The following is a 15,858-nucleotide window of genomic DNA, read 5'->3' on the forward strand; positions in this document are numbered from 1 at the left end:
TCTTTTTTCCGAATTTGATTGAATGATCACCGTAGTCATATACTAAGTTACCAATTATTTATGAATACCTCAACAATTAGCCTATCGAACGCACGGTAATACACATTAAATATCGCTTGCTATAAAATTTTGATGTGGATAAATACCGATCCTATGCTAATAACTAATCTCTAATTAACCAACCTCCAATTAACTAAATATCACTACCTTTGCGGCTCAAAAAACAGTGTGTACATGAGCCAGTCAGTTCAAATAAAAAATGCTTTAATTTCTGTTTATTACAAAGATAACTTAGAGCCCATCATTCATGAGTTAAACCGCCTTGGTGTAAATATCTATTCAACCGGAGGTACCGAAACTTTTATCCGCAATTTAGGGGTAAATGTGATCCCGGTTGAGGACCTTACCTCTTACCCTTCAATCCTTGGTGGCCGTGTTAAAACCCTGCACCCTAAGGTTTTCGGTGGTATTTTGGCCCGCAGGAGTTTTGATGGAGATAAACAGCAATTAGAGCAATATGAAATTCCTGAAATTGATTTGGTAATTGTTGACCTGTACCCCTTTGAAGAAACTGTACAATCAGGCGCTGGTGCCGAAGATGTGATCGAAAAGATCGATATCGGTGGGATCTCTTTGATCCGCGCAGCTGCAAAAAACTTTAAAGATGTAGTGATCGTAGCTTCAAAAGATGACTACGCCGGCCTGGAAAATATCCTGAAAACGCAGGATGGTGCTACCACAATTGATCAGCGCCGTTCATTCGCTCAAAAAGCATTCAACATATCGTCAAACTACGATACACATATTTTCAACTACTTTAACGAGGCAGAACCACTCCCGGTATTTAAACAAAGCATCCAAACCAGCCAGGTTTTACGTTACGGCGAAAACCCTCACCAAAAAGGAACTTTTTATGGTAACCTTGATGCCATGTTCAACAAACTGAACGGCAAAGAGCTTTCATACAACAACCTGGTTGATGTTGATGCTGCCGTTGCTATTATTGATGAGTTTACCGAGCCTACTATCGCTATCCTTAAGCATACCAATGCCTGCGGTGTAGCTTCGCGTTCATTTATCAAAGAAGCATGGATCGATGCTTTGGCTTGCGACCCGGTATCTGCCTTTGGCGGTGTAATTATTGCCAATGCCGAAATCGACGCTGAAACAGCTACTGAGATCGACAAGATATTTTATGAAGTATTGATCGCGCCTGCTTTCACTGATGAAGCCGTAAAGATTCTATCAGGCAAAAAGAACCGCATCCTGTTGGTTCGCCAGCCGGTTGAACTGCCTGTTAAGCATTTCAAAACTTTATTGAATGGCGTAATTGAGCAGGATAAGGACGCGGTAATTGAAGGCCCGGCCCAAATGACAACCGTTACCGAAAAAGCACCTACCGAGGCCGAATTGAAAGACCTGTTCTTCGCTAATAAAATTGTGAAGCATACCAAATCAAACACCATTGTGTTTGCTAAAAATAACCAGCTAATGGCGAGTGGCGTTGGTCAAACATCAAGGGTTGATGCACTTAAGCAAGCCATTATTAAAGCTCAAAGCTTTGGTTTCGATCTGAACGGTGCGGTAATGGCGTCCGACGCTTTCTTCCCCTTCCCTGATTGTGCCGAACTGGCTGCCGAAGCCGGGATCACCGCCATATTACAACCGGGCGGATCGATTAATGACAAGCTTTCGGTTGCCATGTGCAATGAAAAAGGCCTGGCTATGGTTACTACCGGCGTACGTCACTTTAAACACTAACATTTAAGGTTGACCGGGTTGATTTGGTGAGTAGTTTATTAGGTTAAAAACGTTTGATTGAAGAGTAGAGATTGATTTGGTGAAAAGGAAAAATGTTTTTAACCTGTTTTAACTTAATTTACCTGTAAATCCGGTCAACCATCTAATAAATAAGCTCTATCAACCCAACCCCAACACAATAAATGTGATTTTTTAACGCTTAAGTTTGCAAAATGCTAAACTATTTAAGCGTATTTTTATAAACTTTGCATAACATACTGAAAGAAATACCAGATGGGTTTATTTAACTTTTTTACACAAGAAATTGCTATCGATTTAGGTACAGCAAATACCCTCATTATACATAACGACAAAGTTGTTGTTGACGAACCCTCGATCGTGGCGTTCGACAGAACAACCAATAAAGTGATTGCCATTGGCAGGCAGGCCATGCAAATGGAAGGTAAAACGCACGATAATATCCGTACCGTGCGCCCGCTTAAAGACGGTGTAATTGCCGACTTTAACGCCGCCGAGCACATGATCCGCGGGATGATCAAAATGATTAACCAGGGTAAGGGATGGTTCTTTCCATCACTGCGTATGGTGATCTGTATCCCATCGGGTATTACCGAGGTAGAGAAACGTGCCGTGCGCGACTCGGCCGAGATTGCCGGCGCAAAAGAGGTTTACCTCATCCACGAACCAATGGCTGCAGCTGTAGGTATTGGTATAGACGTTGAGGAGCCGATGGGCAACATGATCATTGATATTGGTGGTGGTACAACCGAAATTGCCGTTATCGCTTTATCAGGTATTGTTTGCGACCAGTCAATCCGTGTTGCAGGAGACAACTTTGATTCGGACATTGTGCAATATATCCGTCGCCAGCATAACATCATGATTGGCGACCGTACTGCCGAAAAAATTAAAATTGAGGTTGGCGCCGCGCTTCCTGAACTAAGCGAGCCGCCGGGCGACTTTGCAGTACAAGGCCGTGACCTTATGACCGGTGTACCAAAACAAATCATGGTATCATACACCGAAATTGCACATTGCCTTGATAAATCAATTTCAAAAATTGAAGAAGCGATATTGAAAGCGTTGGAAATTACCCCTCCCGAGCTTTCGGCCGATATTTATCAAACCGGCATCTACTTAACTGGTGGGGGTGCTTTATTGCGCGGTTTGGATAAGCGTGTGGCTGCCAAAACCAAACTACCCGTTCACGTTGCCGAAGACCCTCTTCGCGCCGTAGTACGCGGAACCGGCACCGCCCTTAAAAACATTGGCAATTTTAAATTTTTAATGCAGTAACTGAGTTAGTAATTAGAGGTTAGGGATTGGAGATTAGTTATTATTAAAATACTTATCTCCGATTCCTAATTTCTAATTTTGCTATAGACAACTAATCTCTGATCTCCAATTAACTAATCTCCAACAATGCGTAACCTTTGGATATTTATTACTAAGTATAACGCGTTTTTTTATTCCTGATTTTTGAGATTAGTTCGCTGCTTATATATATCAAATACAACTCGTTTCAAAAAGCGTCTTTTATTAACTCAACCAATAAAGTAACCGGTACCTTGTACAGCCAGGTTGATGCTTTTAAAGAATACCTGTCATTAAAAGAAACCAACGATAGCCTTGCCCGCGAAAATGCCAAACTTCGCGGCCAGCTCAAAGCTTCTATGTATGTTGATACTGTTGAAAAACACAAGGTTAATGATACCGTTTACAAACAACAATATACTTATATTGTAGCCAAGGTAATCAATAATTCATTCAATAAACGCAGCAACTACATTACTATTAACCGGGGCAGCAGGGATGGGATCCAAAAAGATATGGGTGTAATAACAGGTACAGGCGTTGTGGGGCAGGTTATTGCCGTAACCGAGCATTTAGCTATTATCCAATCGGTTTTGCATAAAAACACGCGGTTTAGCGCCATGCTTGCAGGTACTAAAGATATAGGCTCGTTTGTATGGGGTAACGATCTTGATCCGCACAGGGGGTATTGATAGATATCCAGAATAATGCTCAGCCCAAAATTGGCGATACGGTGGTTACCTCGGGCTACTCGCTTTTCCCAACCGGTATACCGTTTGGCAAAGTTACCAACCTGCATGCCAAAGGCGGCGGTTTACTCATCAACGTTGAGGTAGCCTTAGCTGTTGATTTTACAAAGCTTCAATACGTTTACGTGGTAAATAACAAATTTGCCGGTGAACAAACGGTACTGGAGGCCGTACAAAACAAAAATGAGTAGGACTATCCTTGTTAACCTTGTTAGGTTTATAGTTTTGGTTTTTATGCAGGTTTTCCTGTTAAAAAACATCACGTTTTATAATCTTGCCACCCCTTATTTCTATATCCTTTTCATTTTGTTGCTTCCCTTTGAAGTACCTAATCTGCTGCTGTTTGTACTCTCGTTCCTGACAGGCCTCACTATTGATGCATTTTATGATACCCCGGGGCTTCATGCTGCGGCCTGCGTTGTGCTGGCATTGGTACGCGTACTTTTCATCAGCATCACGGTACAAAAGGATGGCTTTGATAACGAGCCCGAACCTACTTTGAGTATCATGGGTTTCAGGTGGTTTTTTACTTATGTATTGATACTTACTTTATTCCACCACTTTTTCCTGCTTAATTTAGAGGTTTTTAGTTTTTCTGAAATACAATACACACTAAGCCGTGTTGTTTTGAGTTCATTGTTTACCGTATTTTTAATACTAATTTCGGGCCTGCTATTTTTCAGAAGGAAAGAACGTAAATGAATAAGTTTTTTGAGCGCCGCTACGTTGTTACCGGTATTTTTATAGCTATCATATTAGCCCTGCTGGGAAGGCTTTACTATATCCAGATAGTTGATGACAAGTACGAGATCTATGCCAACAGTAACGTAAGACGCACAACCATACTTTACCCTGCCCGCGGGCCTATACTCGATCGTAACGGCAAAATCCTTGTACAAAACGAACCCATTTATGATGTTACCGTTAACCCCAAGGAAGTAAAACCTTTTGATACCATGTTATTTTGCAAAATGATAGGTATCGACAAAGAGGGTTTCGACAAACGCTTTACCAAGGCTAAAAAGCAATCGCCTAATACAGCATCCGTATTTGAAAAACAACTTTCTGTTCAGTTGTATGCTTCATTGCAGGAAAAGTTGTTTGAGTTTCCGGGCTTCGCTATAGTGCCACGCACCATACGCACCTACCCCGACTCGGTAGCGGCACAGTTTTTAGGTTTTATTGGCGAGGTTACCGACAGGGACATCAAACGCTCAAACGGTTATTACCGCCTTGGCGATTATATCGGCGTTACCGGCGTCGAGAAGGCCTACGAAAATGTATTGCGCGGTCAACGCGGTGTACAGGTACAAATGGTAGACTCGCATGGTGTGCCCAAAGGTTCATTTGCCAACGGCGCGCTTGATACCGTGCCCCGTTCGGGCGAACGTCTGACCTCGTCGTTAGACGTTGACCTGCAAAGGCTCGGTGAAAAACTGATGCAAAACAAGCTGGGCAGTATTGTAGCCATAGAGCCATCATCGGGCGAGATCTTATGTTATGTGAGCAGCCCTACCTATGACCCTAACCTCATGGTAGGCCGTCAGCGCGGTAATAACCTTGCCAAAATGTACAATAACCCGTATAAGCCATTTTTCATAAGGCCTATCCAGGCGCAATATCCTCCCGGCTCATCATTTAAACCATTAAGTGCCCTTATCGCGCTGCAGGAGGGCATCATTAACCCCAGCGAAACTTTTTATTGTACCGGTAATTACCGGGCAGGCAACCGCATTGTACACTGTAACCATGGCGAAGCACACGGCACGGTAAATATGGCCCGAGCCGTGGCCGAGTCATGTAACGGCTACTTCTCAATGGTTTTTCAACGTATTGTTGACCGGTACGGGGTAAAAAATACAGAAGCCAATTTCACCGCATGGCGAAATAATGTAATGAAATTTGGCCTTGGTGCAAGGCTGGACCTGGATATGCCTGCCGAAAGCCGTGGTAACGTGCCCACGCCTTTACATTATGACAATGTTTATCATAAAGGCGGCTGGCGTTCAAGCACCATCGTTCCGCTGGCCATAGGCCAGGGCGAGTTATTAGCAACCCCTTTGCAAATGGCTAACCTGGAGTGTACTATTGCCAATCGCGGGTTTTACTATAAGCCCCACCTTATCAAGGCAATCGGTACTAAAAACGTAATTAAAAAAGAATACGTTGAAAAAAACTATGTTGGGATAGATTCCGGATATTTTGAGCCTGTTATTAACGGAATGCAGGCAGTGGTTGAAAACGGTACAGCCCGCAGGTCAAAAATACCTGATATTATTATGTGCGGTAAAACCGGCACCGCGCAAAATCCGCATGGCGAGGATAACTCAGTATTTGTAGCTTTCGCCCCACGCGATAATCCTAAGATAGCGATTGCTGTTGTAGTTGAAAACTCGGGCGAGGGTGCGCATTGGGCCGCTCCTATTGCAAGCTTCATAGTTGAAAAATATCTAAAAGGTAAGATCAGTCCGCGCGAATCGGGAATTACAGTTGATTATTATGCAAATGCAAACCGCCTGCCCGATCTTAGCCTTTATGCTCAAGACCTACAAAAAGAACGCAGGCGTGACAGTATCAGGGCGGCAAAGGTTGATTCCATCAAAAAGTTCAAAGCCGATTCAATTAAAAAATTCAAGGCCGATTCGATAAAAAAGAAAGGCGCGAATCAGCTTATAGCAATAAACCGGCGAACTGGATTAAATCATTAACGGGCGGGAGGGCAAGATCATGAGCACTCAGCAGCGGAGTTTCTTCTTCAATGTAGATTGGCTTACAGTTTTTTTGTACCTGGTACTTTGCACCATTGGTTGGTTCAATATTCATGCTGCAGTTTTTGACGTCAATCACCCCAGCATAGTTGATGCCTCAACAAACTACGGTAAGCAGTTCATCTTTATTTGCGTATCTGTAGTGATTGGTATTGTTATCCTGCTACTCGAAAGCCGGTTCATTGCTGCCCTGGCCCCCGCATTTTATGTGGTAATAGTTTTGCTGCTGATACTGGTGTTGGTAATAGGCCGAAACGTAGGCGGTAACCAGGCCTGGATCAACATGGGCGGCGGTTTCCGGCTGCAGCCTTCGGAGTTTGCCAAGTTTGCAACCTGTTTATTGCTTGCGCGATATTTAAGCGGCACCAACATCCGGGTTACCGAACCCAAATCATTTTTAACGGCCGCCGTGATTATCGGGTTCCCAATGTTGCTGATCATGCTGCAGCCCGATACCGGTTCCACACTGGTATTTTGCTCTTTGATATTTGTTTTATACCGCGAAGGGCTTTCTCCTTATTTCCTGGTGATAGCGGGGTTGTTCATCACCCTTTTCGTTACATCGCTATTATACAATCCGCTGTATATTATCCTGATCCTGGCTGTAATAACCGCTTTCATTATCTTTTTATTTAAGCGTAACAGGCAGCTCATCAAAACCGTGATCATCGGCCTTGCAATCTCGATAGCGTTTATATTCAGTGTAAAGTTTATTTATACCCACGTTTTAAAGAAACATCAAACAGAGCGTATTAACATACTACTGGGTATCACCACCGATTTAAAGGGAAAAGGCTATAATGTAAACCAGTCGAAAATAGCTATAGGCTCCGGAAAAATGTGGGGTAAAGGCTATTTACATGGTACACAAACCCAATACTCGTTTGTACCCGAGCAAAGTACCGACTTTATTTTCTGCACAGTCGGCGAAGAATGGGGCTTTGCAGGTTCATTAACGGTAATAAGCCTTTTCATGTTCCTGATATTACGGGTAATTCTCATTGCCGAACGGCAGCGATCGCCTTTTACGCGTATTTACGGTTACGGTGTAGCTTCCGTGCTGTTTTTTCACGTAGTGATCAATATCGGTATGACCATTGGCGTAGTGCCCGTTATTGGTATCCCTTTACCGTTCATCAGCTATGGAGGCTCGTCGCTGTTAAGCTTTACCATGCTCCTGTTCACGCTTATCAAACTCGATTCAAACCGGAAATCGAATGTTTGATAATTTTAGCCAGAAGTCCGTAAGTCAGAAAGTTGGGGTACCTCTAAAATCGTCTTCACCATGAACCATCAACTATGAACTAAACCGCTACGAAGCAGGATATCTCCGTCGTAACAAAGCGTAAAACTTATCGGCTGTTGATGCTTTACTTTCCCAGTTATTTTTAACTACGTAGTTTGTTTTCAGGAAGCGTTCGGCTTCTTCAAAAGTGTTAAAGCGGTTTACTATCTCAATAGCTTCACTATAGGCCAGGCTGTAACCATTAAACAGATCTTTTATATAAAGCAGCTTATCATTCAGGTTTATGGCCGATTTAAGATCGGTAACCGGCAGCTCGGCAGTGGTGCTTGCCGCGTTGTTAGCTTTCTCGGCTTTTTGGGCCATCATCCTTTGATTAAAGGTCAGTACCTGCTGGCTGCTACCTGTATCTGCCGAAGGAGCTGTAGCAACAACAGGCTCTGCTGCGGGTTTTACGGGCTCAATTACCGGCACGGGCTTTGGCTGTTCGGCTATGGGTATTACTTCCACCGGCTTTTCGGGAAGTTCACCAATCAGCTCTTCCTGCTCAAACCTGTCAGCTTCATCATCCCAGGTATCAGCCTCGTTTAAATTTAGTTCAAAGCTGCTTCCTTCAGGAATTTCCTGTTGAAATGAATAAGTATCCGTATCTTTTTCGGCAGCGATATTTATTTGCGGTTCGGGCGTTTCCTTTATTTCGGGCGCGGGGTTGATCACCTCTATTTTTACCGGGTTAAACGGCACCGGAGCTGGTGGTTCAGCATCGCTGGTAAGTTCTATGTTATCAACCGGCACAGGGATGTGCTGTTGTACTACCGGTTCAAAAAAGCGCTGCTCATGCAAGGCTTCCTCCTTTGCAGGCGGAGGCGTTACCGGCACCGGAGCGGGAGGTAACACCAGAGTTACCGGTGTATGTTCTTCAGCTGCCGGCTGGTTTTTTCTGCAAGCAGTGAAGGAGCTGCCGTGCGCTCGTTGATGCGACGCAGTATTTCGGCATGGTCTTTTAAAAAATGGGCATTGGCTACAAAAAGTTCTAATTCAAGCTCGTTAAGTTCGCTGGGATCAGCTGCAAGGTAGTCGTATTGATCATTAAGCTCTTTTAAAATCCCACCTATCTTTTTAAATACATCCATTTGCTTCATGGCCTCAATGTTAGGAAAATGCTTACCAAAAATAGGATTAAATTCTGATATTTGCCGACTATAAAAGTCATAAATGGTATATCACGAAGAGGTTTTCAGGCGTAAAAGCGAAGTAGGCGGCAGTATTGAGGTTATCTGCGGATCAATGTTCTCGGGCAAAACCGAAGAGCTGATCAGGAGGCTTAACCGTGCCCGCATTGCCAAGCTTAAGGTTGAGATTTTTAGCCCCAAAGCCGATACCCGTTATGGCGAAGATGCCATTATTTCGCACAATGCCAGCAAAATAACCTCTACCCCGGTTGATAGCGCTTCGGCTATCTTACTGCTGGCCAGTGATGCCCATGTGATAGGTGTTGATGAAGCGCAATTTTTTGACGATGAACTCCCCGAGGTATGTACCGTATTGGCCAACCGCGGCGTACGTGTAATTGTAGCCGGTTTGGACATGGATTTTAAGGGCCGTCCATTTGGCTCTATGCCCAACATTATGGCCATTGCCGAATCGGTAACGAAACTGCAGGCCGTTTGCGTAAGGTGCGGCAACCCGGCCCAATACTCGTACCGCCTGGTACATGATAATTCAAAAATATTATTAGGCGAGAAGGAAAGCTATGAGCCCCGCTGCCGGGCATGCTACAATACCGTTGCTGGTTAACATTTAATTAAATAATATATTTTTTATTTAATACTATAACTAAAACAAATACCGGGTATTTGATTGTTATGTACTTAAACACAGCAGCTTCAAAAAGAAGGTGCTTTAATAAAGTATAAAGCAATCAAGCTTATGGCAAAAAAGGTTTTAGTTATAGAGGACGATAAAGATATTCGCGATACCGTGGTGTATGTATTGGAGGAAGAAGGTTACGAAGTAGTACAATCCGACAATGCCCGAATCCTGCGTACCCTGACTACTATTAACCCCGACCTTATTTTGCTTGATAACTGGCTTACCGATTGGAGCAGTGACGCCAACGGGCAACAGCTAAGTAAAAGTATAAAAGACAATCCGGCTACCAGCCACATCCCCGTGATCATTATTTCGGCCGTGAGCAATATCAAAGAAATTGCCAAAGCCGGTAACGCCGATGGGTACCTTGCCAAGCCATTTGATCTGACATCTCTTTCAGAGATCGTAAAAAAGCATATCAAGTAAGCAATCCTTATCAGTATAAATAAAACGGCCCTCCATTAATTTGAAGGGCCGTTTTGTTAGGCCTCACCTAAATCCGCTCCAAAAGAAGAGGACTTTTGAAGAAATGCCGTTGAACACTTTAAGCACTCCCCCTCTCTTGAGAGGTTTTGGAGCCCGGGCTATATTTTCACGCCAAACCCAATATTAAACGTACGCCCGTCGGCCGGTAAAATGCCCGGTCCGGGGTACATGTTAATACGGCGTGTAAAATATTTAGCGTTAAATAAGTTGTTCACACTGGCTGTGAGATGGTAGTTTTTTAGAAAACCATAATTGAAAGCCCAGTCGAACAAATGATACGCGGGCACTATGCCGGTAGCGCCTGTGGCATTAAAAGTAGTATTATTGGCATCACTAAAGCTTTTTCCTACATAGCTGTATTGCAGTGTGCTGCTTACATGGCCGCTTAAAAACGTTAAACCTGCACGGTCTATCCAATAGGGAGTGCCTTCCAGGTTGTTATCCTTCAAACTTACATTTTTACCATTTTGATTGATAGAACCACTGGTGTAACGACCATGCGTGTACGATAGCGAATTGAACACACGGAGATCACTCCCCGAAGATTTATCAAACGGGCGGATCAGCGAAACTTCGGTAAAGGCCTCAATACCTTTAGCCACGCCATTACCAATGTTGGTCATGTAAAGATGGGTTACGTTATTGGCATCAGTTTGGGTCAATGTACCTGCCCTGTTTCCGTAGTAAACGTAAAAAGCATTAACATCAAAACTAAATACTGTGCTGATATGGCCGCGGTAACCCAGGTCGGCATCATAACCTTTGCTGTCCTTGATGTTCGGATCGATAATGGTCAACTGATCTGCCGGGGTAACGGCAGCATAAATATAAGGGCGGTAAGCCTGTGCAATATTACCGTAAAGCTGGTTTCCGCCGGCAAACTGGTATTGCAAACCAGTACCAAACAGCGGAAAGTTGCGATTATCCTTATAGCTTACAGGCACCGTACGGTTTACAATAACACCCGAAGTAGTGGTATTGATCTGCTCAAAACGCATACCGGGGGTAACTGTAAATGCCTGAGTTAGCTGGAACATATTTTCGGCAAAGGCTGCATAGTTTAAAGTATGCAATCTCAGGTCGATGCCATAATCTTTAACCAGGCGCAGGTCAAAATCAGATGCTGCCGTGCCTGTGCCTTTTTGCTTACGTTTGGTAGTTTCTTCAAAATACCTTATACCTGCGGTAAACGAGCTGCTGAGATTACCGAGTTTGTACGTATGCAGCAAGCGGGCTTCGGTAGTGAAACCGGCATAATAATCACGGTCGACCTGGCGCGGATTAAACGTTTTCAAACTTGTATTAACTGTATCAGGTATATTGGCCGTGTTAATGAACTGCACACTATTACGCTGACCAAACAGTACATGCGAGGTAACTTCCAGCCTGGTATTTTTATCAAACCGGTAATTGAACAACAATGCCGGGACATTAATTTCAGGATTAAAAAAATTACGCGCACGGGTCGACTGACGATTGTTTGCTTCAAATTGTACGTCGGTTAAACCACCGGCTATTTGCTGCCTGTAATCTGATCGTGAAAACTGGAAAGCTATGCTGCCCTGATCATTAAACTGGTATTTGAGGCTGGCGTAGTAAGCGCGGGAGTTAAAAGTGGCATCAGGCCGCCAGCCGTCGCCGGTGCGGGCGCTGTAAAAAGCATAATAACTAACCTTGCCCGCTTTGCCGCCAATGGCGTTATACGAATTGAAAAACCTGTTTGAACCGGCCGATTGTTCGCTTTCAAAACCCAGCACCTTAGTGCTGTCGCCTTCTTTAAGTTTGAAGTTAACCATGCCGCCAAACTGGCTGCCAAATTGTAATGCCGCCGAACCTCGCACTATCTGAATTTCGCTTACCGCCTGGAATGGCACATTATAATGATTTTCGGGATAGCCAAACATATCCGAGTTGGTGTTATAGCCATTTTGCCTGACATTGGTTTCGATAGAGCGGTGGGTGTCCGTACCCCGGGTACCGATATTGAGCTGTAAACCGGCACCGTCCATCTCCCAGATGTTAACGCCGGGAATTTTTGCAAAGGTCATACGGGCATTATTATTAGCCAAGTTTGCTTTTCCGGCGTCAAGAAAAATATCAAAGGTTTTTTCCCGGCAAAAATGTTGGTACCGGATACATTGGGCAAATGTTTTAGCCTGCTTTCTTTAATAATAACACTGTCAAGCTGCAGGGTATCTTTAACGCTTTTATGCTGTGCCCGGGCAAAGCCCGCGCAACACATAAATAGCACGGGTAATGAAATTTTATAAAGGGTATTCATTTATTCAAATAAAAAGATTTTGGGGGATGCTGCTCAGGCACAATAATGATTAACGGGCAATGCATACGCGCAGCGTATTACAGGCATATCAATGCGAGTTATCAAGATTGAGGGAACAAGTTAATTACCGGATATAATTTAGGCAAGCGCCATTTCCGGAGGCCGACCGCCGACAGATACAACAGCATCAGGTATACTTATATAAATAAATGTGCCGGGAGGCTGAACAGGCTCTGCCGGTTTTATAAAAGCGTATGAAATTTCAGGGTAATTATACTTAGCGTCGCTACCCAATTTTTTTCTGATGATTCATGTGTGCGTTTGCTGATAGGTTTACTATATAGCTTTTTAGCGCAGATCACATTTTCATTCAGCAACCTGGTAGTTTCATAGTTGGGAATGCACTGCACATACAGCGTATCGCGGGTAACCCTTAGTTTTACATAGTTGTACGAAACACCATCCAACTGTAACTGCCCAGAAACATTCACATAACTGTCCCAATCATGTATAAAGGGCAGGTTTTGGCCAATCTTAATTTCAATGAGATCGCGCGTATCATATTTACCCCTGGCAATTTGCCGGGCAATTACTTTGTTTGATCTGTTAAAAAAATATTGATTAAGCGCCATGTACCCCAGCAAATTGAGCATATGGGTAACTAACATTACAATGGCAAAGGTCTTTTTCAATCAATAATCAGTCTAAACAACAGCAATGCTACACAAATTTCAGGGATATAATAGGTCATATATTAAAAAAAATAAACTCAAAGTATTTAATTCTGAATGCTTTTTGGAGTTTTCTTTATTTTTATTTGGATTTATTCTAAATAACGTATTTCTTTGTTGCTGTTAATACACTTGCGCAACACAGAAGCCGCCAGCCCATTAACAATTATTGATTATTAATGCTTAAAATATAAAGTCCTGTTCTGTAGTTTAATTGTTTATATCAAACATTTAATCAGCAGAGCAGGCACCAATTCATTTTTAATTACCGGAATTTATGTGCGATGCTAAAATACTCAGCCAAAAGGGAACATCGGTAGTAAGCCGTTGCTCCGAATGCCAATGCCTATTTATATGGCACCATAACCTGATCCTTAGCTTTACACCCGATCAATTTATCCAGTTTAAAAATTTCGCTATCGATCTTGATTTCGGTGATCATTCTTTCCCATTTCCCGACGGACAGGAACGCGTGGTGATGCGTACGCCGGTCAATGATATCCAGCTTACCTTTACTGTTGATGAGTGGGAAGACTTTCATGTTGCAATGGATGAAGCTATTTATATGCAGGAGATTTATGCACTGGTTGATGGCGGTAAATAAATCCCCGAATTATTGTAATTATATAGCTGAAAGCAGAATGCACAAAGCCAAAAGTTAATTTAGCTGAATAAATTAACAGATTCTATATAAAATAAATTCCTTGGCCTGGAGAAAATGTACCTCCCGGTTAAAGATCGCGTTACCATAATACAATAACTACCCTGCAAAATGAAAGATATCCCTGTACACCAGCTACATGAACGATCAAACATAGGCTTTGAAATCAGGCACTTTGAAAGCGGCGAAGATTCAAAAAAAGTGCCGATGGGCGCCCATCGCGACGATCATTACCTGTTTTTTTGATTGAAAACGGATCAGCATCGCTGATGATAGATTTTAACGAAGTTCATTTTTGCGAAAACACATTTTATTATATTCTGCCAGGACAGGTACATCACCGGATAAATAATGCACTTGCCGCCGGCTGGTATGTAGCCATCGATTCACAGCATATTCCGGCCGACTTCCGCAATATTTTTGAAAACCAGCTTTTTTGCAACAGCCTTATCAGCTCAACGATATTGAATTAAAGCAATACCAGCAGCTCCTTTGCCTGTTGCGCGAAAAAAATAGTGAAGATGATAACAGCGCTTTCTTTTTGCCGGTTTTGCAATCGCTCATACAATCATTTACCGGCATGGCAGCAGCCACTTTCAGTAATGTTTATACGCCCGAAAAGCAGCTTTCAAGGCCGGCACAAATTTCACATCAGTTTAAAAAGTTGTTGTTGAGGCATGTGCGCACAATTAAAGGCCCTTCGGCATACGCGGGTATGCTTAATGTTTCCGAATCATATCTTAACGAGGTTTTAAAGAAAACCACCGGTTTCCCGGTAAGTTACTGGATAACTCAGGAAGTAATGCTGGAAGCAAAAAGATTACTGTATTACAGCGGCCTCAACGTAAAGGAGATTGCGCATGCACTGGGCTATGATGACCATACCTATTTTTCCCGGCTGTTTAAAAAAGCTGCATGCATTACCCCACTTGAGTTCAGGGACAAACACCATAAATAATCCAATATTTACCCCGAATTTACTATTTCAGGAGGCTAAAATTCAATGTTTCTTTGTAGTATCAAAACACTACACCATGGAAACATCCACTCTTCATAAATTAAAAAGAAAGGCTGGCAGCTTGTTTGAAAACCAACTTTTACAAAGCGGCAGGGTGCTTGAAGTAAGGCACTGGGAGCCGTCGACCATGATTGAGATCGACTTGCACTTACCACAGGCCGATATGCAAAGCTGGCACGAAATACCCTACATAAAAATAAAAGTTGATAACCTCACCTATCGCGATTATACCCCAGCCGGCTGGGATGCCGAAACCAGCACCTGCACTCTGTATGTTGATGCTGCTCATAGCGGCCCCGGCAGTAAATGGGCTAAACAACTTCAAAAAAACGATACCGTACGCTATTTAAAAATCCGTTCTACCCGGCACGCACCGGCCGGTACCCCGGCTATAATAGGCCTTGGCGATGAAAGCAGCATGGGGCATATGCTGGCCTTACAGCAAATGGTATTACCCGCAACGCGTTTTTCGGGCGCTATAGTTATGGCGGATGAAAATCACAGGGGTTTGTTTGGAGAGTATTTCAAATCGCCCTTAAAGCCTATTGAACGTAATGATGTATACGGCCACCACAGCCTCATCCAGTGGGTAATGGAACAACAGTATAACCTTGAACATTCAGTATTTTACATTGCCGGCAACCATACCATGGTTGGCGAATTACGTAAATTATTAAAACTGCAGGGGTACCCGTCAAGCCAGATCAGGATACAGGGTTTTTGGTCGTAGAAGCTTGTTTAAAAGCGCTTCTCCCTTACCTGAAACTCGTTCACCGACATTTTATGCCGTTTCACCTAAAATAACTGTTAAACAATGAGCTAACGGCACATCTTTGCGGCAAATAACATTATCATGAAAACATTCTACAATCCACTTATAGCTGTTATGATCTCCCTGCAGGAGCATACGGTAACCGTTATCCAGGCGTTGGCTAACCTGATCAGTTAATATATTCATCTGCCTATGAAAAACA

At 43.2% G+C, this 15,858-nt stretch carries 18 protein-coding genes; 14 read left to right on the forward strand and 4 right to left on the reverse strand.

Annotated features, from left to right (window positions below; genetic code table 11):
- The first annotated feature begins 234 nt into the window (after positions 1 to 234).
- From purH to rodA, 7 genes are all read left to right on the forward strand, one after another.
- Positions 235 to 1,761, forward strand: a complete 1,527-nt coding sequence (gene purH / locus ACQ86K_RS25955; protein WP_091165679.1) for a bifunctional phosphoribosylaminoimidazolecarboxamide formyltransferase/IMP cyclohydrolase — start codon at positions 235 to 237, stop codon at positions 1,759 to 1,761.
- A gap of 273 nt (positions 1,762 to 2,034) precedes the next feature.
- A complete protein-coding gene (locus tag ACQ86K_RS25960; protein ID WP_090528947.1) occupies positions 2,035 to 3,057 on the forward strand; it encodes a rod shape-determining protein in 1,023 nt (340 codons plus the stop codon).
- Between the two features lie 272 nt (positions 3,058 to 3,329).
- The gene (gene mreC / locus ACQ86K_RS25965; RefSeq protein ID WP_431199047.1) at positions 3,330 to 3,767 is read left to right on the forward strand and encodes a rod shape-determining protein MreC; all 438 of its coding nucleotides are present in this window, start codon (positions 3,330 to 3,332) and stop codon (positions 3,765 to 3,767) included.
- The gene (locus ACQ86K_RS25970) at positions 3,764 to 4,015 is read left to right on the forward strand and encodes a rod shape-determining protein MreC (RefSeq protein ID WP_431199048.1); all 252 of its coding nucleotides are present in this window, start codon (positions 3,764 to 3,766) and stop codon (positions 4,013 to 4,015) included. Before mreC ends, ACQ86K_RS25970 begins: the two co-directional genes overlap by 4 nt.
- The gene (locus ACQ86K_RS25975) at positions 4,008 to 4,526 is read left to right on the forward strand and encodes a rod shape-determining protein MreD (RefSeq protein WP_091165673.1); all 519 of its coding nucleotides are present in this window, start codon (positions 4,008 to 4,010) and stop codon (positions 4,524 to 4,526) included. The genes ACQ86K_RS25970 and ACQ86K_RS25975 overlap by 8 nt, the downstream gene beginning before the upstream one ends.
- Positions 4,523 to 6,532 carry a penicillin-binding protein 2 gene (gene mrdA / locus ACQ86K_RS25980; RefSeq protein WP_431199049.1) on the forward strand — a complete coding sequence of 670 codons (2,010 nt, stop codon included), beginning with the start codon at positions 4,523 to 4,525 and terminating at the stop codon, positions 6,530 to 6,532. Before ACQ86K_RS25975 ends, mrdA begins: the two co-directional genes overlap by 4 nt.
- A gap of 19 nt (positions 6,533 to 6,551) precedes the next feature.
- Positions 6,552 to 7,817, forward strand: coding sequence for a rod shape-determining protein RodA (rodA, locus tag ACQ86K_RS25985; RefSeq protein WP_112652734.1), 1,266 nt, complete (start codon positions 6,552 to 6,554; stop codon positions 7,815 to 7,817).
- An 87-nt stretch (positions 7,818 to 7,904) separates the two neighbouring features.
- Here the strand turns inward: rodA and ACQ86K_RS25990 are convergent, their stop codons facing one another.
- On the reverse strand, positions 7,905 to 8,732 hold the full coding sequence (locus ACQ86K_RS25990; protein ID WP_431199050.1) for a hypothetical protein: 828 nt from the start codon (positions 8,730 to 8,732) through the stop codon (positions 7,905 to 7,907).
- Positions 8,733 to 8,737: 5 nt separating this feature from the next.
- Entirely contained in the window at positions 8,738 to 8,968 is a 231-nt protein-coding gene (locus tag ACQ86K_RS25995; RefSeq protein WP_431199051.1) for a hypothetical protein, read from the reverse strand.
- An 82-nt stretch (positions 8,969 to 9,050) separates the two neighbouring features.
- Here ACQ86K_RS25995 and ACQ86K_RS26000 point away from each other — a divergent pair, with 82 nt between their 5' ends.
- Together ACQ86K_RS26000 and ACQ86K_RS26005 are read left to right on the forward strand one after the other, a co-directional pair.
- Complete coding sequence (locus tag ACQ86K_RS26000; protein WP_090528965.1) at positions 9,051 to 9,632, forward strand: thymidine kinase; 582 nt, start codon at positions 9,051 to 9,053, stop codon at positions 9,630 to 9,632.
- 132 nt (positions 9,633 to 9,764) lie between these two features.
- Positions 9,765 to 10,133 carry a response regulator gene (locus ACQ86K_RS26005; protein WP_090528968.1) on the forward strand — a complete coding sequence of 123 codons (369 nt, stop codon included), beginning with the start codon at positions 9,765 to 9,767 and terminating at the stop codon, positions 10,131 to 10,133.
- 158 nt (positions 10,134 to 10,291) lie between these two features.
- Here the strand turns inward: ACQ86K_RS26005 and ACQ86K_RS26010 are convergent, their stop codons facing one another.
- The gene (locus ACQ86K_RS26010; protein ID WP_431199052.1) at positions 10,292 to 12,262 is read right to left on the reverse strand and encodes a TonB-dependent receptor family protein; all 1,971 of its coding nucleotides are present in this window, start codon (positions 12,260 to 12,262) and stop codon (positions 10,292 to 10,294) included.
- Positions 12,263 to 12,716: 454 nt separating this feature from the next.
- Positions 12,717 to 13,166 (reverse strand): hypothetical protein, encoded by a 450-nt coding sequence (locus ACQ86K_RS26015; RefSeq protein ID WP_431199053.1) that lies wholly within the window; start codon positions 13,164 to 13,166, stop codon positions 12,717 to 12,719.
- A 316-nt stretch (positions 13,167 to 13,482) separates the two neighbouring features.
- Between ACQ86K_RS26015 and ACQ86K_RS26020 the strand changes: the two genes are divergently transcribed.
- From ACQ86K_RS26020 to ACQ86K_RS26040, 5 genes are all read left to right on the forward strand, one after another.
- The gene (locus tag ACQ86K_RS26020) at positions 13,483 to 13,809 is read left to right on the forward strand and encodes a DUF6686 family protein (protein ID WP_090528970.1); all 327 of its coding nucleotides are present in this window, start codon (positions 13,483 to 13,485) and stop codon (positions 13,807 to 13,809) included.
- A gap of 168 nt (positions 13,810 to 13,977) precedes the next feature.
- On the forward strand, positions 13,978 to 14,112 hold the full coding sequence (locus ACQ86K_RS26025) for a hypothetical protein (protein ID WP_431199054.1): 135 nt from the start codon (positions 13,978 to 13,980) through the stop codon (positions 14,110 to 14,112).
- The gene (locus tag ACQ86K_RS26030) at positions 14,109 to 14,339 is read left to right on the forward strand and encodes a hypothetical protein (RefSeq protein WP_431199055.1); all 231 of its coding nucleotides are present in this window, start codon (positions 14,109 to 14,111) and stop codon (positions 14,337 to 14,339) included. The genes ACQ86K_RS26025 and ACQ86K_RS26030 overlap by 4 nt, the downstream gene beginning before the upstream one ends.
- A complete protein-coding gene (locus ACQ86K_RS26035; protein ID WP_431199056.1) occupies positions 14,303 to 14,824 on the forward strand; it encodes a helix-turn-helix domain-containing protein in 522 nt (173 codons plus the stop codon). Before ACQ86K_RS26030 ends, ACQ86K_RS26035 begins: the two co-directional genes overlap by 37 nt.
- Positions 14,825 to 14,900: 76 nt before the next feature.
- Positions 14,901 to 15,614 carry an SIP domain-containing protein gene (locus tag ACQ86K_RS26040; RefSeq protein ID WP_091165649.1) on the forward strand — a complete coding sequence of 238 codons (714 nt, stop codon included), beginning with the start codon at positions 14,901 to 14,903 and terminating at the stop codon, positions 15,612 to 15,614.
- The last annotated feature ends 244 nt before the right edge of the window (positions 15,615 to 15,858 follow it).

Source organism: Mucilaginibacter sp. P19, assembly GCF_050632265.1.
Lineage (GTDB): Bacteria > Bacteroidota > Bacteroidia > Sphingobacteriales > Sphingobacteriaceae > Mucilaginibacter > Mucilaginibacter gossypii.